This window comes from Streptomyces pathocidini (genome assembly GCF_001418495.1).
GTDB lineage: Bacteria > Actinomycetota > Actinomycetes > Streptomycetales > Streptomycetaceae > Streptomyces > Streptomyces pathocidini.
Map to the genome: position 1 here is coordinate 1 of NZ_LIQY01000202.1, position 19,381 is coordinate 19,381.

Consider the following 19,381-nt stretch of genomic DNA (forward strand, 5'->3'; position numbering starts at 1 on the left):
GCTCTGACCCCCGATCCCCCGACCCGCTCCGCCAAACCGCCGTTTCCTCCCAGAGGACTTCCTTCGCCGAGACATCGATGGCCGGTCACGAATTCCCCGAACCCGCGGACCGCAAGCAGGTCGCCGACACGCCCCCAGCGAACCTCGAAGCGGCGGAAGAGTCACGCCATCCTTGCGACCCGGCGTTCCTGCACGGGGTCGTCGTCGGCTTCGACGGATCCACCTCGAGCGAGCGCGCCCTGGCCTACGCCATCGGCATGGCCCGGCGTTCACGGTCCGGCCTGATCATCGTGCACGTGGCCAACCGGCTGCCCACCACCGTGTGGGCGGGTTGCGAGCCGCCGGTCTTCGTCGACGTCCCGGACCACCGCACCGAGGTCCTCGGCCTCGAACTCGCCTGCGCCGACTACCTTTCCGAGGTCCCCTGGATCCTCGTCGAGCGCGGCGGCGACATCTGCCACGAGCTGGAGGAGGTCGGCCGCGAGTACTCGGCCGACGCGATCGTGGTCGGCTCCACGCACGGCCTGGTGGGCCGCATCTTCGGCTCGGTCGCCGGGCGCCTCGCCAAGCGCGCCCAGCGACCGGTCATCGTCGTCCCCTGAGAGCCCTCGGGGGCTCTCAGGCCCTTCCGAGGCTCCGACTGAGGCCCGGAAGAGGGCTGCGGACTACTCCACCGTCACCGACTTGGCCAGGTTCCGCGGCTTGTCGATGTCCCGGCCCAGCGCCAGCGCCGAGTGGTAGGCGAGGAGTTGGAGCGGAACACCCATCAGGATCGGGTCCAGCTCGACCTCGTTCTTCGGCACCACGATCGTGTGGTCCGCCTTGTCCTGCTCCTGGTGCGCCACGGCCAGGATCCGGCCGCTGCGGGCCTTGATCTCCTCCAGCGTCGCGCGGTTCTTCTCCAGCAGGTCGTCGTCCGGGACGATCGCCACGGTCGGTACGGCCGGCTCGATCAGCGCCAGCGGCCCGTGCTTCAACTCCGAGGCGGGGTACGCCTCGGCGTGCACGTAGGAGACCTCCTTGAGCTTCAGCGAGGCCTCGCGGGCGACCGGGTAGCCCCGCACCCGGCCGACGAACATCATGCTCTTGGCGTCCGCGTACTCCGCCGCCAGTTTCCTGATGTCCTCCTCGCCGCGCAGGACCTCGGCGATCTGCTCCGGCAGCTTCCGCAGGCCCGCGATGATCCGCTTGCCGTCCGCCACGGACAGGTCGCGGATCCGGCCCAAATGGAGGGCCAGCAGCGCGAAGGCGACCGCGGTGTTGGTGAAGCACTTGGTGGACACCACGCAGACCTCCGGGCCCGCGTGCACGTACACCCCGCCGTCCGTCTCGCGGGCGATCGCGCTGCCCACGACGTTGACCACGCCCAGCACCCGCGCGCCCTTGCGCTTCAACTCCTGGACGGCGGCCAGGGTGTCGTAGGTCTCCCCGGACTGGCTGACCGCGATGTAGAGGGTGTCCGGGTCCACCACCGCGTTGCGGTAGCGGAACTCGCTCGCGGGCTCCGCGTCGGCGGGGATCCGCGCCAGCTCCTCGATCAGCTGGGCGCCGATCTGGCCCGCGTGGTACGCCGAGCCGCAGCCGAGGATCTTCACCCGACGCACCCCGCGCGCCTCCCGCGCGTCCAGGTTCAGCCCGCCCAGGTGCACGGTGGAGAAGCGGTCGTCGATCCGGCCGCGCAGCACCCGGTCCACGGCGTCGGCCTGCTCGCTGATCTCCTTGTGCATGTACGTGTCGTGGCCGCCCATGTCGTACGACTCGGCCTCCCACTCCACGGTCGTCGGGGCGGCGGAGGTGCGGCTGCCCTCGGTGGTGTAGGTGCGGTAGTCGTCGGCCTTGAGGGTGGCCATCTCGCCGTCGTCCAGGGTGACGACCTGGCGCGTGTGGCTGACCAGGGCGGCCACGTCGGAGGAGACGAACATCTCCCGCTCGCCGATGCCCAGGACGACCGGCGAGCCGTTGCGGGCGACGACGATCCGGTCGGGGAAGTCGGCGTGCAGTACGGCGATGCCGTACGTGCCCTCGATCAGGCGCAGCGCTTGGCGGACCTTCTCCTCCAGCTTCTCGGCCTGGGAGCGGCCGATCAGATGGGCGAGGATCTCGGTGTCGGTGTCGGAGGCGAACTCGACGCCGTCGGCGGCCAGTTTGGCGCGCAGCTCGTCGGCATTGTCGATGATCCCGTTGTGGACGACCGCGACCTTGCCCTCGGCGTCCAGGTGGGGGTGGGCGTTGACGTCGTTGGGCGCGCCGTGGGTGGCCCAGCGGGTGTGGGCGATGCCGGTGTTGCCGGCGAAGCGCTTGGGGAGCAGGCTCTCCAGCTCGCGGACGCGTCCCTTGGCCTTGGCGGTCTTCAGGCCCCCGCCTCCGGCTTTGCTGTGAATGGCGATGCCGGCGGAGTCGTAGCCGCGGTACTCCAGGCGCTGGAGGCCCTCCAGGAGCAGGGGGGCGACATCCCTTTTCCCGATATATCCAACGATCCCGCACATAGGTCCTGTCCCTTCGGCGTTCTTTTCGGTTCAGAGGTTTGATTCGGAAGTTCGGTTCAGCTCAAGGAGGGCTCGGTCGACTCGGCCGCGGTCGGCTCAGCCGTAGACGATGCGACGCAGCTGCCGCAGGGAGAGCTGGGGTGGGGCGACGGCCCGGCGCGGCAGCTCGTAGATGATCCGCTCGAAGATGTCCGCGTTGGTCAGCCCCTGGGACTGCAGCTCGCGGTGGCGGCGGCGGACGAACTCCTCCGTCGTCTCGTCGAAGTACGCCAGCACGTCCAGCACCACCCGGGCGGCCTCGCCGCGCGGGAGCGGCGTGGAGCGGACCAGGTGGTCGACGAGGTCGTCATGGGACGCGGGGCGATCGAGCACCCGTTGATACTGCGCTGTCGCGGAGCGTTTCGCAAGAATTCTGCCCGGAATCGGGCAAGAGGTGGGCTGTCTGGCCGATTGGGGCGGCGATGGGGGCACGCCTTGACCCGGGGTGGGGCGCGCGGTACTCACGGTGACCGCTCGGTCGCGCTCCATCCGCCTCGTCGAAGGGACCGTTTCGGACGGACTCTGGGGGGCTTGAGGACAAGGCCGGAGGCCGGGCCTTGAGGCGCGGGAGGTGCGGGCCGCAGGAATGATCCGGTCCGCACCTCTCCGGCGCGGTGGCCATGGGGTGGCTCAGTCCGAGAGCCCCAACTCGCGGGCGATCAGCATGCGCTGCACCTCGCTCGTACCCTCGCCGATTTCGAGGATCTTGGAGTCGCGCCACATGCGGGCCACCGGGTACTCGTTCATGAAGCCGTAGCCCCCGTGGATCTGCGTGGCCTCGCGCGCGTTGGTCACGGCGATCTCCGAGGAGTACAGCTTGGCGAGCGCCGCCTCCTTCTTGAAGGGCTCGCCGCTCACCAGCCGCGAGGCGGCGTCGCGCCAGGCCAGCCGCGCCGTGTGGGCGCGCATCTCCATGTCGGCCAGCTTGAACTGGATGGCCTGGTTCGCGCCGATCGGCCGCCCGAACGCCTGCCGCGTCCTGGCGTAGGCCACCGATTCGTCCACGCAGCCCTGGGCGAGCCCGGTGGCCAGCGCGGAGATCGCGATTCGGCCCTCGTCGAGGATCCGCAGGAACTGGGCGTAGCCCCGGCCCTCCTCGCCGAGCAGGTTGGCGGCCGGGACCCGGCAGTCGGAGAAGGACAGTTCACGGGTGTCGGACGCGTTCCAGCCGACCTTGGAGTACGGGGCGGCCACGGTGAAGCCGGGCGTGCCGGACGGCACGATGATCGAGGAGATCTCGGGCCCGCCGTCCGCCTTGCGGCCGGTGACGGCCGTGACCGTGACCAGGCCCGTGATGTCCGTGCCGGAGTTGGTGATGAAGCACTTGGTGCCGTTGATCACCCACTCGCCGGTGGCCTCGTCGAGGCGGGCCGTGGTGCGCGTACCGCCCGCGTCCGAGCCGCACTCGGGCTCGGTCAGGCCGAACGCGCCCAGGATCTCCCCGGAGCACATCCGGGGCAGCCACTCCTGCTTCTGCTCCTCGGTGCCGAAGCGGAACACCGGCATCGCGCCCAGCGAGACCCCGGCTTCCAGGGTGATGGCCACCGAGGAGTCGACCCGGGCCAGCTCCTCCAGGGCCAGGCCGAGGGCGAGGTAGTCGCCGCCCATCCCGCCGTACTCCTCGGGGAAGGGCAGCCCGAACAGGCCCATCCTCCCCATCTCGCGGACGATCTCGTAGGGGAACTCGTGGTTCTCGTAGAACTCCCCGATCTTGGGTGCCACGGCGTCGTGCGCGAACTCCTCGACCGTACGGCGGAGTTCCTCGTGCTCGGGGGAGAGGCGGTGGTCGATCGACATGGCGGTCACTGCTCCTGGTGGGAGGTGATGCCCGACAGGGCACGGACGGTCCGGGACGGGCTGGGTCGGCCCAGGTGGACGGCCATCCACTCGCTGGTGGCGGTGAGACGGCCGAGATCGACCCCGGTCTCGATGCCGAGGCCGTGCAGCATCCAGACGAGGTCCTCGGTCGCGAGGTTTCCGGTGGCGCTCTTCGCGTACGGGCACCCGCCGAGGCCGCCGGCGGAGGCGTCGACGGTGGTGACGCCGTGCTGGAGGGCGGCGAGGGTGTTGGCGAGTGCCTGGCCGTAGGTGTCGTGGAAGTGGACGGCGAGCTCGCCGGTGCGGATCCCGCTCCCGTCGAGCGCGGACAGCAGCTCCATGACGTGACCTGGCGTGGCCACACCGATGGTGTCGCCCAGGCTCAACTCCTGGCAGCCCATGTCCTTCAGGGCCCGGCAGACCCGTACGACCTGGGCGACGGGCACGGCGCCCTCCCAGGGGTCGCCGAAGCACATCGACAGATAGCCGCGCACCCGCACGTCCGCCGCCCGTGCCTTGGCGACCACCGGGGCGAACATGGCCAGGGACTCGTCCACCGTGCGGTTGAGGTTGGCCTTGGCGAACGACTCGGTGGCGCTGGCGAAGACCGCGATCTCGCGGACGCCCAGGGCGAGCGCCCGGTCGAGCCCGCGCTCGTTCGGCACGAGCACGGGCAGCCGGGCCGGTACGTCCGCCAGCATCGGCATCAGCTCGGCGGCGTCGGCGAGTTGGGGCACCCACTCGGGGCTGACGAAGCTGGTCGCCTCGATGGTGGTCAGCCCGGCCCGGGCCAGCCGCCGGACGAACTCGGCCTTGACCTCGACGGGCACGACCGCCTTCTCGTTCTGCAGCCCGTCCCGGGGCCCCACTTCATGGATGCGGATCCTCGGCGGCAGCCCCTCGGCGGGCATCCGCATGGGCAGTCCCTCGGCCATCACGCCTCCTCCCGGGTCTCGTACGGGGCGACGACCGCCAGCACCTGGTCCATGGCGACCGTGCTGCCGGGCATCACGTCCAGTTCGGCGACCGTGCCCGCGTGCGGGGCGGAGATGACGTGCTCCATCTTCATCGCCTCGACCACCAGCAGGCTCTGCCCGGCGGCGACTTCGTCGCCCACGGCGGCCTTCACGACGGTCACGGTGCCGGGCATGGGCGCGGTCAGCGCGTCCACGCCGTGCGGCCGTGCGGCCTCTCGCAGCGCCGCCTCGACGGGGTCGTGGTCCCGTACGTGCCAGGCGTCGCCGTCCCGGCCGAGCCAGGTGCCCTCCGGGCCGGGGGCGGCGGCGAACGCGCGGGTGACGCCGTCCCATTCGAGCAGCACGCGCGCGGGGGCGCCGTCCGGCGCGGAGCCGGGGGCGGAGTCGACGGTGTCGAGTCGGGTGCGGACGGGCTCCGCGTCGCCGACGCGCACCTCCGCGTCAGCGGCGGTGCCCCGGACGCCTACGGCCACCGGTTCGTGCCCCGGCACCCGCAGATGGTGGACCGTCCACGCCGCCTCACCGCCGAGCCGCCACCCGGTGGGGAAGGCGAAGGGGTTGGCCCAGCCCTGGGCCGGGGAACCTCCCGGCCGCGTGCTGGACCCCACCCGCGCGGAGACCGCCGCGCCGGCCGGTCCGTACGCGGCGGGTCCGTATGCGGCCGGACCGGAGGCTTCCGGTCCAGGAGCATGGCCGAGGGGAGCGGAGCCGCCCGCCGCCGACGCCCGTGGACCGCCGGATCCTGGCCGGAGGCCACCTGGCGCCAGGGCGGCCTGCCGGAGCAGGGCCGCCGTCGCGTAGACCTCGGCCGGGACCTCCCGCGGGACGAGCGCGACCGCGTTCCGGTCGACCAGGCCCGTGTCCAGGTCGCCCGACACCACGGCCGGATGGGCCAGCAGCCGCCGCAGGAACCCGGCGTTGGTGTCCACGCCCAGGACCGCCGTGTCGGCCAGCGCCGCCCGCAGCCGCCGCAGCGCGGTGGCGCGGTCCGGGCCGTGGGCGATCACCTTTGCGAGCATCGGGTCGTACGAGGTGCCGACCTCCGTGCCCGCCGACAGCCCGGAGTCGACCCGGACGCCCTCGCCCTCCGGCTCGCGCAGCGCCCGCACGGTGCCCGCCGAGGGCAGGAAGTCCACCCGGGCCTCCGCTCCGGAGCCGGGGTCCGCCCCCGACACCCGGGCCGTCTCGGCGCAGACCCGCGCCTCCACCGCGTGCCCGGAGAACGCGATGTCCCCCTGCTCGTACGGCAGTTGCCCGCCCGCCGCGACACGGATCTGCCACTCGACCAGGTCCAGGCCCGTGACGAGCTCGGTGACCGGGTGCTCCACCTGGAGGCGGGTGTTCATCTCCATGAAGTAGTAGTGCGCCGGGTCGTCGCCGGGCACGATGAACTCCACCGTGCCCGCGCCCGCGTACCCGCAGGAGCGGGCCGCCTGCACCGCCGCCTCGCCCATGGACGTGCGCGTGTCCGGATCCAGGAGCGGGGAGGGCGCCTCCTCGATGATCTTCTGGTGGCGGCGCTGGAGGGAGCACTCGCGCTCGCCCAGGTGGATCGCGTGCCCGTATCCGTCGGCCAGCACCTGGATCTCGATATGGCGGGGGCGGTCGATCCACCGCTCCACCAGCAGGGTGTCGTCCCCGAACGAGCCGCGCGCCTCGCGCCGGGCGGCCGCGATCTCCTCGGTCAGCAGCGCCTCGGTCCGCACCAGCCGCATGCCCTTGCCGCCGCCGCCCGCCGAGGGCTTCAGGAGCACCGGCAGCCCGATCTCCCGCGCCGCGTCGGCGAGTTCGCCGTCGGACAGCTCGCTGCCCGAGGAGCCGGGAACCACCGGGACCCCGGCCGCTCGCACCGTCTCCTTGGCGCGGATCTTGTCGCCCATGAGGTCGATCGCCGCGGCCGGCGGCCCGATGAAGACCAGCCCGGCGTCCGCGCACGCCCGCGCGAACGCGGCGTTCTCGGCGAGGAAGCCGTAGCCCGGGTGCACCGCCTGGGCGCCGGTGCGGGCCGCCGCCTCCAGAAGCCGGTCCACCGACAGATAGCTCTCCGCCGCGGCCGCCGGACCGATCCGCACCGCCGTGTCCGCCTCCCGGACGTGCCGGGCCTCGGCGTCGGGGTCGCTGAAGACGGCGACCGAGCGGACGCCCATCCTCCGGAGCGTGCGGATCACCCGGACCGCGATCTCCCCGCGGTTGGCGACCAGAACCGTGTCGAACATCGCGGCCTCAGGGGCCGTTGAGACCATTGAGGCCGCCGAAGCGCTCGAGGCCGTTGGAGTCATCGGAGCCATCGAAGTCATCCCCCTCACATCCGGAAGACGCCGTAGCCGGGCGCCGCGGGATCCTTCTCGGGCAGCGGCGCGTTCGCGCACGCGGTGAGCGCGAGCCCCAGCACTGTCCGGGTCTCCAGCGGGTCGATCACGCCGTCGTCCCACAGCCGCGCCGTGGCGTAGTACGCGTTGCCCTGCGCCTCGTACTGCTCGCGGATCGGGGCCCGGAACGCCTCCTCGTCATCCGCGTTCCACTCCTCGCCCCGTGCCTCCAACTGGTCGCGCTTGACGGTCGCGAGCACCGAGGCGGCCTGCTCCCCGCCCATGACCGAGATCTTGGCGTTGGGCCACATCCACAGGAAGCGGGGGGAGTAGGCCCGTCCGCACATCGAGTAGTTGCCCGCGCCGTACGAGCCGCCGATGACGACGGTCAGTTTCGGTACGCGCGTGCAGGCCACGGCCGTCACCATCTTGGCGCCGTGCTTGGCGATGCCGCCGGCCTCGTAGCTGCGGCCCACCATGAAGCCCGAGATGTTCTGCAGGAACAGCAGCGGGATGCCGCGCTGGTCGCACAATTCGATGAAGTGCGCGCCCTTCTGGGCCGATTCGGAGAACAGGATCCCGTTGTTGGCGACGATCCCCACCGGGTGGCCGTGGATCCGGGCGAAGCCCGTCACCAGCGTCGTGCCGAACTCGGCCTTGAACTCCGAGAACCGGGACCCGTCCACGAGCCGGGCGATCACCTCGCGCACGTCGTACGGCGTCCGGGAATCCGCCGGCACCGCGCCGTAGAGACCCGCCGGGTCGTGGACCGGCTCCTCGGCGGGCTCGACCGCCCAGGGCAGCGGACCGCGCTCCGGCAGGGTGGAGACGATGTTACGGACGATCCGCAGCGCGTGCGCGTCGTCCTCCGCGAGGTGGTCGGTCACCCCGGAGGTGCGCGAGTGCACCTCGCCGCCGCCCAGCTCCTCGGCCGTCACCACCTCGCCGGTCGCCGCCTTCACCAGCGGCGGCCCGCCCAGGAAGATCGTGCCCTGCCCGCGGACGATGACGGCCTCGTCGCTCATCGCCGGCACATAGGCGCCGCCCGCCGTGCAGGAACCCAGCACCGCCGCGATCTGCGGGATGCCCGCGCCCGACATCCGGGCCTGGTTGTAGAAGATCCGGCCGAAGTGCTCCCGGTCGGGGAAGACCTCGTCCTGCATGGGCAGGAAGGCGCCGCCGGAGTCCACCAGGTACAGGCAGGGGAGCCGGTTCTCCAGCGCCACCTCCTGGGCGCGCAGGTGCTTCTTCACCGTCATCGGGTAGTACGTGCCGCCCTTGACCGTGGCGTCGTTGGCGACGACCACCACCTCGCGGCCCGAGACCCGCCCGATGCCCGCGATCACGCCCGCCGCCGGGGCCTGCCCCCCGTACAGCCCCTCGGCCGCCAGCGGAGCGAGCTCCAGGAACGGCGAACCGGGGTCGAGGAGGGTGTCCACCCGGTCCCGGGGCAGCAGCTTGCCGCGCGCGGTGTGCCGGGCGCGGGCCCGCTCGCCGCCGCCCAGCCGCGCCGCCGCGAGCCGCTCGCGCAGCCGCGCGGCGAGTTCGCGGTGCGCCGCCTCGTTGGCGCGCCAGGCGCCGGACGCCGGCTCGGCCGCGCCGGCCAGCACTGGTGCCTGCTGCATCTCCTCGAGCCCCCTTGCCCGGTCGATCTGTCCGGTCGACGGCCGCCCCGCCGCGCCCATCGCGACGTTAGTGACCGTTAACGCACGCCTCCAGGTTAACGAGCGCTAACGCTGCTGTCTAGAATGAATTCCCATGAGCACCGACGCCAACGCCGCCACCAATGCCGCCAGGCCGCCGGGCCGCAACCGCCGCGACCAGATCCTGCGCGAGGCCGCCCGCCTGTTCGCCGAGCGCGGCTTCCACGGCGTCGGCGTCGACGAGATAGGCGCCGCCGTGGGCATCAGCGGCCCCGGCCTCTACCGCCACTTCGCGGGCAAGGACGCGATGCTCGCCGAACTGCTGGTCGGCATCAGCGGCCGGCTGCTCACCGGTGGCAAGCGCCGCGTGAAGGAGATCCCAGGGCCGCCCGGCGCCGTGCTCGACTCGCTCATCGAGGGCCACATCGACTTCGCGCTCGACGACCGCCCGCTGATCACCCTCCACGACCGCGAGCTGGACCGGCTCCGCGACAGCGACCGCAAGCTTGTACGCCAACTCCAGCGGCAGTACGTGGAGTTGTGGGTCGGCGTCGTCCGCGAGGCCTATCCGGGGCTGGTCGAGAGCGAGGCCCGGGCCTCCGTCCACGCCGTCTTCGGCCTGCTGAACTCCACCCCCCACCTGGGCCGTCCCGGTTCGCTTCCCGGCCGCGCGGCCACCGCCGCTCTGCTGCACCGCCTGGCGCGTGGGGCCTTCGCCGCCGCGGCCGACTCCGGGCGGTAGGAATGCGGTAGTCCGGGTCTGGACAGAAGTGGTGACCCCGGGTAACTTTCGCTGAGCAAGCGCTTAGACGGCGGGGCAGGCGACAGTACGAGGAGGGCGCGCGGATGCGGCGCACGGTGTTCAACGAGGACCACGAGGCGTTCCGGGAGACCATCCGCGCCTTCATCGCCTCGGAGGTCGTGCCCGTGTACGACCAGTGGCTGGAGGCCGGCCAGGCCCCGCGCGAGTTCTACTACACCCTCGGTGAGCTGGGCGTCTTCGGTATCGAGGTGCCCGAGGAGTACGGCGGCGCGGGCGAGACCAGCTTCAAGTTCCAGGCCGTCATCACCGAAGAGGCCGCCCGCGCGGGCGTCAGTTTCGGCGGCAGTGGCGTGCACACCGGCCTGTGCCTGCCGTACCTCCTGGCCTACGCCACCGAGGAGCAGAAGAAGCGCTGGCTCCCGGACTTCGCCTCCGGCGCCATGATGACCGCCATCGCCATGACCGAGCCCGGCACCGGCTCCGACCTGGCGGGGATGAAGACCACCGCCAGGCTCTCCGAGGACGGCACGCACTACGTCCTCAACGGCGCCAAGACCTTCATCACCGGCGGGGTCCACGCCGACCGCGTCATCGTCTGCGCCCGCACCGCCCAGTCCACCCCCGAGGACCGCCGCGCCGGCATATCCCTGTTCGTCGTGGACGCCGGGAGCGAGGGCTACGCGGTCGGCCGCAAGCTGGAGAAGCTGGGCCTGAAGACCTCCGACACCGCCGAACTCTCCTTCACCGACGTCAAGGTGCCCGTCGAGGACCTCCTCGGAGAGGAGGGCAAGGGCTTCTCCTACCTCGGCCAGAACCTGCCCCAGGAGCGGCTGGCCATCGCCGTCGGCGCCTACGCGCAGGCCGCCGCCGCGATCCGCTTCACCCAGGAGTACGTCCAGGAGCGCACGGTCTTCGGCACGACCGTTGCCTCGTTCCAGAACACCAAGTTCGAACTGGCCGCCTGCAAGGCCGAGGTGGACGCCGCCCAGGCCGTGGTCGACCGGGCCCTGGACGCCCACGACGCGGGCGAGCTGACCGCCGCCGACGCCGCCTCCGCGAAGCTGTTCTGCACCGAGGTCGCCGCCCGCGTCATCGACAAGTGCCTCCAGCTGCACGGCGGTTACGGCTACATGATGGAGTACCCCATCGCCCGCCTGTACGCGGACAACCGCGTCAACCGCATCTACGGCGGCACCAGCGAGGTCATGAAGACCATCATCGCCAAGTCGATGGGTCTCTGAACCCCTTGAACGACCGGCCACTGCAGTCGCTCCTAGATCTGCTCGACCTCGAGCGGATCGAGGAGGACATCTTCCGCGGCGCCAGCAGGCCCGCCGTCATCCCCCGCGTCTTCGGCGGCCAGGTGGCCGCCCAGGCCCTGGTGGCGGCCGGGCGCACCGTCCCCGAGGACCGGACGGCGCACTCCCTGCACGCGTACTTCCTGCGGCCCGGGGACCCCGGCGCGCCGATCGTCTACACCGTCGACCGCATCCGCGACGGCCGGTCCTTCACCACCCGCCGTGTGGTCGCCGTCCAGCACGGGCAGCCGGTCTTCCACCTCTCCGCGTCCTTCCAGACCTTCGAAGAGGGTCTGGAGCACCAGGCGCCGATGCCGGACGCGCCCGACCCCGAAACCCTGCCCACGGCCGAGGAGATGCTGCCCCGGCACGCCCACCTCTTCCGGGACCCGGGTGTGGTGGACCGGATCCTGGAGGCGCGGGCCGCGGTCGACCTGCGGTACGTGGAACCGCCGCCTTATGTCACGGCGGGGAAGGGGCCGCGCGAGCCCCGCTCCCAGGTCTGGTTCCGCACGGCCGGCAAGCTCGCGGACGACCCGCTGCTGCACGTGTGCCTGGCCACGTACGTCTCCGACATGACGCTGCTCGACTCGGTGCTCCTGGCCCATGGCCGGGGCGGCTGGGCCATCGGGGACGTGGTCGGCGCCAGCCTGGACCACGCCATGTGGTTCCACCGGCCGTTCCGCGCCGACGAGTGGCTGCTGTACGACCAGGAGTCCCCCTCCGCCTCCGGCGGAAGGGGACTGGGCCAGGCGCGGATCTACACGGCGGACGGGCAGCTGGCGATCTCCGTCATCCAGGAGGGCGTGATCCGGGTCCCCAGGACCTGAATCCGCGCCGCCCGAATCCCCAGGACCCGAATCCCCAGGACCCGAATCCGCAGGACCTGAATCCGCCGCCACGCGCGCGTGGCCCCGGACCGAGCCCCGGAACCCGTCCCTAAGGCCGCGCCGTCAGACCCGCCGCCGCGATCACGTATGCGGTGAGCGGGTCGTAGTAGCGCGGGTCCACCACGTGGTCGTCCAGCGGGACCGCGACGGCCACCGTGCCCTCGGCCTCGCCGATGAACAGCGCCGGGTCGTTGCAGTCCGCGAACCCCACCGCGTCGATGCCGCGCTGCCCCGCGCGCCCCGCCCAGCCGTGGTCGGCCACCACCAGGTCCGGCAGCGGGCGGCCCTCCCGGGCCAGCCCGTCCAGGACCGCGGCCATCGGCTCGGGGGAGTGGGTGTGCCACAGCGTCGCGCCCCGCTCCAGGACGGCGACGTCGCAGAACTGGACGACGGCCCCGTCCTCGGCCCCCAGCCCCGCCGGGACCACCACGATCTCGCAGCCCGCGGCCCGCAGCGCCGCCGCGACGGACCGGTGCACGTCCAGCAGCCCGCCCGGGTGCCCGGTCGCGAACAGCACCCGCTGCCGGCCCTCGGCCGCCTTCCGCAGCACCGTCGCCATCCGGTCCAGGGCGTCCACGGTCAGCCGCGGGTCGATGGTGTCGTGGCCGGTCCGGTGGGCCGGGTCCGCGACGACCCCGCACCGCTCCGCCATCACGGCAAGCACGTCCGCCTCGTCCGTCCACCGGTCGCCCAGCTCCAGACCGAGCCAGAAATGGCGGTCGCCGGCCGCGAGCTTGCGGTAGTGGGAGAGGTTGTTGTCGCGGGGAGTGGCGACGTCGCCCGCGATACGCGTGCGCACCAGGTGGTCGATGAGGGCCGTTCGGCCGGGGGCGGGGCTGGGTATCGGCATGGCCTCATTGTGGCGTGATCCGGCTCCTGATGGACGTGGTGTCCAAATCAGGGGCCCGGCCTCCAGGAAACGTACATGTGCGGAAGGCGCGCCCCTGCCTACTCTCGAATCCGTATGCCCGTCCGCCCGTGCCCACGCGCGCGGGGACCGCGTACGTCCTGTCCCCGACCTCGTACCGAGAGGCAAGCCGCATGAGCACCGCGCCCCGTGAACCCGTCGGTCCCGTCGACTCGTCCCGCATCCCGCGCTACGCGGGGCCCGCGACCTTCGCGCGGCTGCCCCGGCTCGACGAGGTCGGTACCGCGGACGTCGCGGTGGTCGGCGTGCCCTTCGACGCCGGTGTCTCCTACCGGCCGGGCGCGCGCTTCGGGGGCAACGCGATCCGCGAGGCCTCCCGCCTGCTGCGGCCCTACAACCCGGCCCAGGACGCCTCGCCCTTCGCGCTGGCGCAGGTCGCGGACGCCGGCGACATCGCCGCGAACCCGTTCGACATCAACGAGGCCGTCGAGACGATCGAGGCCGCGGCAGACGACCTGCTCGCCACCGGGGCCCGCCTGATGACCCTCGGCGGCGACCACACCATCGCCCTGCCGCTGCTGCGCTCGATGGCCAAGAAGCACGGCCCCGTCGCGCTGCTGCACTTCGACGCGCACCTGGACACCTGGGACACCTACTTCGGTGCCGAGTACACCCATGGCACGCCGTTCCGCCGGGCCGTCGAGGAGGGCATCCTCGACACCGAGGCCCTCTCCCACGTCGGCACGCGCGGCCCGCTCTACGGCAAGAAGGACCTCGACGACGACGAGAAGATGGGCTTCGGCATCGTCACCTCCGCCGACGTCATGCGGCGCGGCGTGGACGAGGTGGCGGACCAGCTGCGCCAGCGCATCGGCGACCGGCCGCTGTACATCTCGATCGACATCGACGTGCTGGACCCGGCGCACGCCCCCGGCACCGGCACTCCCGAGGCGGGCGGCCTGACCTCCCGCGAGCTGCTGGAGATCCTGCGCGGGCTGGCCTCCTGCAACCTGGTCTCGGCCGACGTCGTCGAGGTCGCCCCGGCCTACGACCACGCCGAGATCACCTCCGTGGCCGCCTCCCACACCGCGTACGAACTCACCACGATCATGTCCCGCCAGATCCGGGCCGCGAAGGCCTAGGTCCTCGGCCCGACCGCCCGGCGCGACATATTGCGTACGCACCGCCGAAACAAAACCGGTGTGCCCGGACGTTCTTGATTCGTGGCGCCGCGGATACCCGGGGCGCCATGGGAGCGGAACACGGGGGCGACGGAGGCCAGTGGTGGGTACGAGCAGTGACGGCGGGAGCGAGCGGCAGGCGGGCTGGGCGCGACGGTTGACCGGGTACGCCTGGCGGTACCGGCGCCACGTCCTGCTCGCCCTCGGCTCCTCCCTCCTCGGCATGGCCGTCATGGCACTCGTACCGCTGGTCACACGGCTGATCATCGACGACGTGGTGGTCGCCAGGACCCGCGACCTCGCGCCCTGGGCGGCGCTCCTGGTCCTCGCCGCGGTCGTCGTCTACGCCCTGACGTTCGTCCGGCGCTACTACGGCGGCCGGCTCGCCCTCGACGTCCAGCACGACCTGCGGACCGAAATGTTCCGGTCGATCGGGAGGCTGGACGGCAGACGTCAGGACGAGCTCAGCACCGGCCAGGTCGTCGGCCGCGCCACCAGCGACCTCCAGCTCATCCAAGGCCTGCTCTTCATGCTGCCGATGATGATCGGCAACGTGCTGCTGTTCCTCATCTCGCTGGCCGTCATGGCCTGGCTCTCACCGCTGCTGACGGTCGTCGCGCTGGCCGTCGCCCCCGCCCTGTGGATCATCGCGCTGCGCAGCCGCAAGCGCCTGTTCCCCGCCACCTGGTACGCCCAGGGGCAGGCCGCCGCCGTGGCGGGCGTGGTGGACGGGGCCGTGACCGGCGTGCGCGTGGTCAAGGGCTTCGGCCAGGAGGAGCAGGAGACCGGCAAGCTCCGCGAGGTCGGCCGGCGGCTGTTCGCCGGACGGCTGCGGACCGTGCGCCTCAACTCCCGCTACACCCCGGCCCTCCAGGCCGTGCCCGCCCTCGGGCAGGTCGCGATGCTCGCGCTCGGCGGCTGGATGGCCACCCGCGGCCAGATCACGCTCGGCACCTTCGTCGCCTTCTCCACCTACCTCGCCCAACTGGTCGGCCCGGTCCGCATGCTGACCATGGTCCTCACCGTCGGGCAGCAGGCCCGTGCGGGTGTGGAGCGGGTCCTCGAACTCATCGACACCGAGCCCGTCATCAAGGAGCGGCCGGACGCGCACGAGCTGCCCGCCGACGCCCCGGCGACCGTCGAGTTCGACGCCGTGGCCTTCGGCTACGACGAGGACCGCCCGGTCCTGGACGGCTTCTCGCTGCGCCTCGAACCCGGCGAGACCGTCGCCGTCGTCGGCACCTCCGGCAGCGGCAAGTCCACGGTGTCCCTGCTGCTGCCGCGGTTCTACGACGTGACGGGCGGCGCCGTAAGGGTCGGCGGGCACGACGTACGGGACCTGACCCTGGGCTCCCTGCGTGCCGCCATCGGGCTCGTCCCCGAGGACAGCTTCCTGTTCTCGGACACCGTCCGCGCCAACATCGCGTACGGGATGCCGGACGCCACCGACGAGCAGATCCGGGCCGCCGCGCGCGCCGCCCAGGCCGACGGCTTCGTCTCCCGGCTCCCGGACGGCTACGACACCACGGTGGGCGAGCAGGGCCTGACCCTCTCCGGCGGCCAGCGCCAGCGCATCGCCCTGGCCCGGGCGATCCTCTCCGACCCGCGCCTGCTGCTCCTGGACGACGCGACCTCCGCGGTCGACGCGCGCGTGGAGCACGAGATCCACGAGGCGCTGCGCGGCGTCATGGCGGGCCGCACGACCCTGCTGATCGCCCACCGCCGCTCCACGCTGACCCTCGCCGACCGGATCGCGGTCCTGGACGGCGGACGGCTGGCGGACATCGGCACCCATGAGGAGCTCCAGGAGCGCTGCCCGCTCTACCGCAGGCTGCTGACGGACCCCGACGAACTGGGCGACGTGGAGCGCGACCCGGTCGCGGCCCTCGCCCAGGGCGACGGCGAAGGCGACCTCGACGAGCAGGCCTTCGACGAGCGGGCCTTCGATGCCTGCGGCCGGGTCCTGGACGCCGACATCGAGTACGAGGCCGAGATCGACTACGAGCCGGTCAACGCGCGCCGCCGCGTGGCCGACCAGGTCACGCCCGAACTGTGGGGGCTGGACGCCTCCGGCCGGAAGCCGCGCACCGGCTCCACCGCCTCCAGCGCCGACGCCGACATCGTCGCCCCCAAGAGCGGGACGGCTGCCCCGGCCGCCGGCCCCGGTATCGGCGCGGCGCTTGCGGGCATGCCCGCCACGCCGGAGCTGCTCGCCCAGGTCGCCGCGCTGCCGCCCGCGACGGACGCCCCCGACGTGGACGAGGCCCGGGCGGCCCGGCCCGAGCAGTCCTACGGACTGCGGCAGTTGCTGCGCGGCTTCGGCCGGCCGCTGCTGATCAGCCTGCTGCTCGTCTCCGTGGACGCGATCGCCGGGCTCCTGCTGCCGATCCTGATCCGCAACGGCATCGACGACGGAGTCCAGAAGCTCGCCCTGGGCGCGGTCTGGACAGCCTCCGCATTCGCCCTGCTCGTCGTCCTGGGCCAGTGGGCGGCCCAGACCGGGGAGATCCGGATGACCGGCCGCACCGGCGAGCGGGTCCTCTATGCCCTCCGCGTCAAGATCTTCGCGCAGCTCCAGCGGCTCGGACTCGACTTCTACGAGCGCGAGTTGACCGGCCGCATCATGACCCGGATGACCACGGACGTGGACGCGCTGTCCACCTTCCTCCAGACCGGCCTGGTCACCGCCCTCGTCTCGCTGCTGACCTTCTTCGGCATCCTGGTCGCGCTCATCGCCCTGGACGCCGGTCTGGCGCTGGTCGTCTTCGCGACCCTGCCGGTCCTCGCCGTGGGGACGGTCTTCTTCCGGCGCCGCAGCGTCCAGGCCTACGAGCTGGCGCGGGAGCGCATCAGCGCGGTCAACGCCGACCTCCAGGAGAGCGTGGCCGGGTTGCGGATCGTGCAGGCGTTCCGGCGCGAGCGCAGCGGGGCCGAGCGGTTCGCCGAGCGCAGCGACGCGTACCGCAGCGCGCGGGTGCGCGGCCAGTGGCTGATCTCGGTCTACTTCCCGTTCGTCCAGTTGCTGTCCTCCGTCGCCGCCGCGCTGGTGCTGATCGTGGGTGCGGGCCGGGTCGGGGAGGGGACGCTGACGGCGGGTGCGCTCGTGGCGTACCTGCTCTACATCGACCTGCTCTTCGCGCCCGTGCAGCAGCTGTCCCAGGTCTTCGACGGCTACCAGCAGGCGACCGTGTCGCTGGGCCGCATCCAGGAGCTGCTGCGGGAGCCGACGACGACCGCCCCGGCCGAACGCCCGCGTGCGGTGCGGTCGTTGCGCGGCGCCGTGACCTTCGACGGCGTCCACTTCCGCTACGGCGCCGCTGCCCAGGCCCTGGACGCGGACGCGGGCACGAAACCGGGCACGGAGGCCCTGTCCGGGATCGACCTGCACATCCCGGCGGGCCAGCGGGTCGCGTTCGTGGGCGAGACCGGCGCGGGCAAGTCGACCCTCGTCAAGCTCGTCGCCCGGTTCTACGACCCGACGCGGGGCGCCGTCCGCGTGGACGGCACCGACGTACGGGAGCTGGACCTGACCGGCTACCGGCACCGGCTGGGCGTCGTTCCTCAGGAGGCCTACCTCTTCCCGGGCACCGTCCGCGACGCCATCGCGTACGGCCGCCCCGGCGCCACCGACGCCGAGGTGGAGGCGGCAGCGCGGGCGGTCGGCGCGCACGCGATGGTGGCGTCGCTGGACGGCGGCTATCTGCACGAGGTCGCCGAGCGCGGCCGCAACCTCTCCGCCGGGCAGCGGCAGTTGATCGCCCTGGCCCGCGCCGAGCTGGTCGACCCGGACATCCTGCTCCTGGACGAGGCCACCGCGGCCCTCGACCTCGCCACCGAGGGCCTGGTCAACCAGGCCACGGACCGGCTGGCGGGGCGGCGTACGACGCTGGTGGTCGCCCACCGGCTGACGACCGCGGCCCGCGCCGACCGGGTGGTCGTGATGGACCGCGGCCGGGTCGTCGAGGACGGCACGCACGCCGAACTCCTCGCCGCCGGCGGGCAGTACGCGAAGCTGTGGCGCACGTTCGTCGGCGAGCCGGAGGCCGCGGCGGCGTGAGGCGGGCGCGCGGCGCGGTGACCGCCGAAACGTCACTGCGCCACGCGCCCGGAAGGACCGGTCCGGTCCGGTCCGCGAGAGCCCCGGTGGTCCGTGAGAGCCTCAGTCCGTCTTGTCCAGGAACCGCTCCAACGCCGCGATGACGTGCGACTTCCAGCCGCCGCCCATGATCCTGCGGGCCCGCTGGTGCAGTTCGTTGCCGGCCTCGAAGCCCTTCTGGACCAGGAACAGCCGGGTGCCCCGGCCCTCCGGCTCCAGGGTCCAGGTGACCGTCGAGACCATGTCGTTGCCGCGCTCCGGGTAGGCGTCCGCCCAGCTGAGCCGGAGCATCCGCTCCGGCTCATAGGCGAGCACCTCCGCCTGGACGGTGCCCGAGAAGTTGGTCGCGGGGACCGGAACGGCCTCCATGGTGTAGCGGTGTCCGACCTCCAGGCGGAAGTCGCCGGGCATCATCCACTGGGCGAGCAGGTCCGGTTCGGTCAGCGCCCGCCACACCGTGGTGGGCGGATGGGCCAGGAACTGGTCGACGTGGACCACGGTCGGATCCTCGTCCCCCTGCGGGGTGTTCAGCGCGTCGTCGGTCATCGGTCTTTCCGTTCCGTCTCGTTGCCGGTGTCGTCCATCTCGTCCAGCAGGTCCCGCAGGCCGGCCATGCGCTCACGCCAGAACCGCTCGTAGGGGCTGAGCCAGTCCCGCAGATCGCTCAGCGGACCGGCCTCCAGGCGGTAGAACCGCTGCCGCCCGGCCTTCCGCTCGCTCACCAGACCTGACTCCCGGAGCACCTTCAGGTGCTCCGAAAGGCTCGGGCGGCGCATGGCGAAGTGGTCCGCCAACTGCTGTACGGGTTGCGGCCCCTCCTCGCGGAGCAGCCGTAGAACTTCGCGCCGCACGGGGCTGGCCAGCGCGGCGAACACCTGGTCCTCAGGTGCCCGTTCTCCGGTCGCCTCGATCCGAGGCATGCCTGTCGAAGTCACACCCCCACTATAGGTAGGAGATTTCCTACCTGTCATCTGGATCATGACGAGCGGTCGGTTGGGCGGGAGGTTGGGGGC

Annotated in this window: 15 protein-coding genes; 6 read left to right on the top strand and 9 right to left on the bottom strand. The window is 72.3% G+C overall.

What is annotated here, in order from left to right:
* The first annotated feature begins 77 nt into the window (after positions 1–77).
* On the top strand, positions 78–602 hold the full coding sequence (locus tag AOK16_RS11595) for a universal stress protein (RefSeq protein WP_055472176.1): 525 nt from the start codon (positions 78–80) through the stop codon (positions 600–602).
* Between the two features lie 63 nt (positions 603–665).
* Here the strand turns inward: AOK16_RS11595 and glmS are convergent, their stop codons facing one another.
* From glmS to AOK16_RS11625, 6 genes are all read right to left on the bottom strand, one after another.
* On the bottom strand, positions 666–2,486 hold the full coding sequence (gene glmS, locus AOK16_RS11600) for a glutamine--fructose-6-phosphate transaminase (isomerizing) (protein WP_055472177.1): 1,821 nt from the start codon (positions 2,484–2,486) through the stop codon (positions 666–668).
* A gap of 96 nt (positions 2,487–2,582) precedes the next feature.
* Positions 2,583–2,858, bottom strand: coding sequence for a hypothetical protein (locus AOK16_RS11605; RefSeq protein ID WP_055472178.1), 276 nt, complete (start codon positions 2,856–2,858; stop codon positions 2,583–2,585).
* A gap of 297 nt (positions 2,859–3,155) precedes the next feature.
* A complete protein-coding gene (locus AOK16_RS11610) occupies positions 3,156–4,322 on the bottom strand; it encodes an acyl-CoA dehydrogenase family protein (RefSeq protein ID WP_055472188.1) in 1,167 nt (388 codons plus the stop codon).
* 5 nt (positions 4,323–4,327) lie between these two features.
* Positions 4,328–5,278 carry a hydroxymethylglutaryl-CoA lyase gene (locus AOK16_RS11615; RefSeq protein ID WP_055472179.1) on the bottom strand — a complete coding sequence of 317 codons (951 nt, stop codon included), beginning with the start codon at positions 5,276–5,278 and terminating at the stop codon, positions 4,328–4,330.
* Positions 5,278–7,536 (bottom strand): ATP-binding protein, encoded by a 2,259-nt coding sequence (locus AOK16_RS11620; protein ID WP_055472180.1) that lies wholly within the window; start codon positions 7,534–7,536, stop codon positions 5,278–5,280. The genes AOK16_RS11615 and AOK16_RS11620 overlap by 1 nt, the downstream gene beginning before the upstream one ends.
* 86 nt (positions 7,537–7,622) lie before the next feature.
* Positions 7,623–9,254, bottom strand: a complete 1,632-nt coding sequence (locus AOK16_RS11625) for a carboxyl transferase domain-containing protein (protein WP_055472189.1) — start codon at positions 9,252–9,254, stop codon at positions 7,623–7,625.
* A gap of 133 nt (positions 9,255–9,387) precedes the next feature.
* Between AOK16_RS11625 and AOK16_RS11630 the strand changes: the two genes are divergently transcribed.
* From AOK16_RS11630 to AOK16_RS11640, 3 genes are all read left to right on the top strand, one after another.
* Positions 9,388–10,014: an SACE_7040 family transcriptional regulator gene (locus tag AOK16_RS11630; RefSeq protein WP_055472181.1), complete on the top strand. Its 627-nt coding sequence runs from the start codon at positions 9,388–9,390 to the stop codon at positions 10,012–10,014.
* 104 nt (positions 10,015–10,118) lie between these two features.
* A complete protein-coding gene (locus AOK16_RS11635; protein ID WP_055472182.1) occupies positions 10,119–11,276 on the top strand; it encodes an acyl-CoA dehydrogenase family protein in 1,158 nt (385 codons plus the stop codon).
* Positions 11,277–11,281: 5 nt separating this feature from the next.
* Positions 11,282–12,163 (top strand): acyl-CoA thioesterase, encoded by an 882-nt coding sequence (locus tag AOK16_RS11640; protein ID WP_398718804.1) that lies wholly within the window; start codon positions 11,282–11,284, stop codon positions 12,161–12,163.
* Positions 12,164–12,272: 109 nt separating this feature from the next.
* Here the strand turns inward: AOK16_RS11640 and AOK16_RS11645 are convergent, their stop codons facing one another.
* Positions 12,273–13,073 (bottom strand): phosphatase, encoded by an 801-nt coding sequence (locus AOK16_RS11645; RefSeq protein WP_055472183.1) that lies wholly within the window; start codon positions 13,071–13,073, stop codon positions 12,273–12,275.
* A gap of 191 nt (positions 13,074–13,264) precedes the next feature.
* Between AOK16_RS11645 and speB the strand changes: the two genes are divergently transcribed.
* Positions 13,265–14,233 carry an agmatinase gene (gene speB, locus AOK16_RS11650; protein WP_055472184.1) on the top strand — a complete coding sequence of 323 codons (969 nt, stop codon included), beginning with the start codon at positions 13,265–13,267 and terminating at the stop codon, positions 14,231–14,233.
* 142 nt (positions 14,234–14,375) lie between these two features.
* Positions 14,376–18,329: an ABC transporter ATP-binding protein gene (locus AOK16_RS11655; RefSeq protein WP_055472185.1), complete on the top strand. Its 3,954-nt coding sequence runs from the start codon at positions 14,376–14,378 to the stop codon at positions 18,327–18,329.
* Between the two features lie 102 nt (positions 18,330–18,431).
* On the opposite strand, the gene AOK16_RS11660 is transcribed toward AOK16_RS11655, so the two are convergent.
* Entirely contained in the window at positions 18,432–18,914 is a 483-nt protein-coding gene (locus tag AOK16_RS11660) for an SRPBCC family protein (RefSeq protein ID WP_055472186.1), read from the bottom strand.
* Positions 18,911–19,288 (bottom strand): ArsR/SmtB family transcription factor, encoded by a 378-nt coding sequence (locus AOK16_RS11665; protein ID WP_055472187.1) that lies wholly within the window; start codon positions 19,286–19,288, stop codon positions 18,911–18,913. The genes AOK16_RS11660 and AOK16_RS11665 overlap by 4 nt, the downstream gene beginning before the upstream one ends.
* Positions 19,289–19,381: the final 93 nt, after the last annotated feature.

What these genes read in the sequence shown, in the direction of transcription:
- AOK16_RS11595 (WP_055472176.1), top strand. Translation starts at nt 78, where the DNA reads ATGGCCGGTCACGAATTCCCCGAACCCGCGGACCGCAAGCAGGTCGCC.
- glmS (WP_055472177.1), bottom strand. Translation starts at nt 2,486, where the DNA reads ATGTGCGGGATCGTTGGATATATCGGGAAAAGGGATGTCGCCCCCCTG.
- AOK16_RS11610 (WP_055472188.1), bottom strand. Translation starts at nt 4,322, where the DNA reads ATGTCGATCGACCACCGCCTCTCCCCCGAGCACGAGGAACTCCGCCGT.
- AOK16_RS11615 (WP_055472179.1), bottom strand. Translation starts at nt 5,278, where the DNA reads ATGGCCGAGGGACTGCCCATGCGGATGCCCGCCGAGGGGCTGCCGCCG.
- AOK16_RS11620 (WP_055472180.1), bottom strand. Translation starts at nt 7,536, where the DNA reads ATGTTCGACACGGTTCTGGTCGCCAACCGCGGGGAGATCGCGGTCCGG.
- AOK16_RS11625 (WP_055472189.1), bottom strand. Translation starts at nt 9,254, where the DNA reads ATGCAGCAGGCACCAGTGCTGGCCGGCGCGGCCGAGCCGGCGTCCGGC.
- AOK16_RS11630 (WP_055472181.1), top strand. Translation starts at nt 9,388, where the DNA reads ATGAGCACCGACGCCAACGCCGCCACCAATGCCGCCAGGCCGCCGGGC.
- AOK16_RS11635 (WP_055472182.1), top strand. Translation starts at nt 10,119, where the DNA reads ATGCGGCGCACGGTGTTCAACGAGGACCACGAGGCGTTCCGGGAGACC.
- AOK16_RS11645 (WP_055472183.1), bottom strand. Translation starts at nt 13,073, where the DNA reads ATGCCGATACCCAGCCCCGCCCCCGGCCGAACGGCCCTCATCGACCAC.
- speB (WP_055472184.1), top strand. Translation starts at nt 13,265, where the DNA reads ATGAGCACCGCGCCCCGTGAACCCGTCGGTCCCGTCGACTCGTCCCGC.
- AOK16_RS11660 (WP_055472186.1), bottom strand. Translation starts at nt 18,914, where the DNA reads ATGACCGACGACGCGCTGAACACCCCGCAGGGGGACGAGGATCCGACC.
- AOK16_RS11665 (WP_055472187.1), bottom strand. Translation starts at nt 19,288, where the DNA reads ATGCCTCGGATCGAGGCGACCGGAGAACGGGCACCTGAGGACCAGGTG.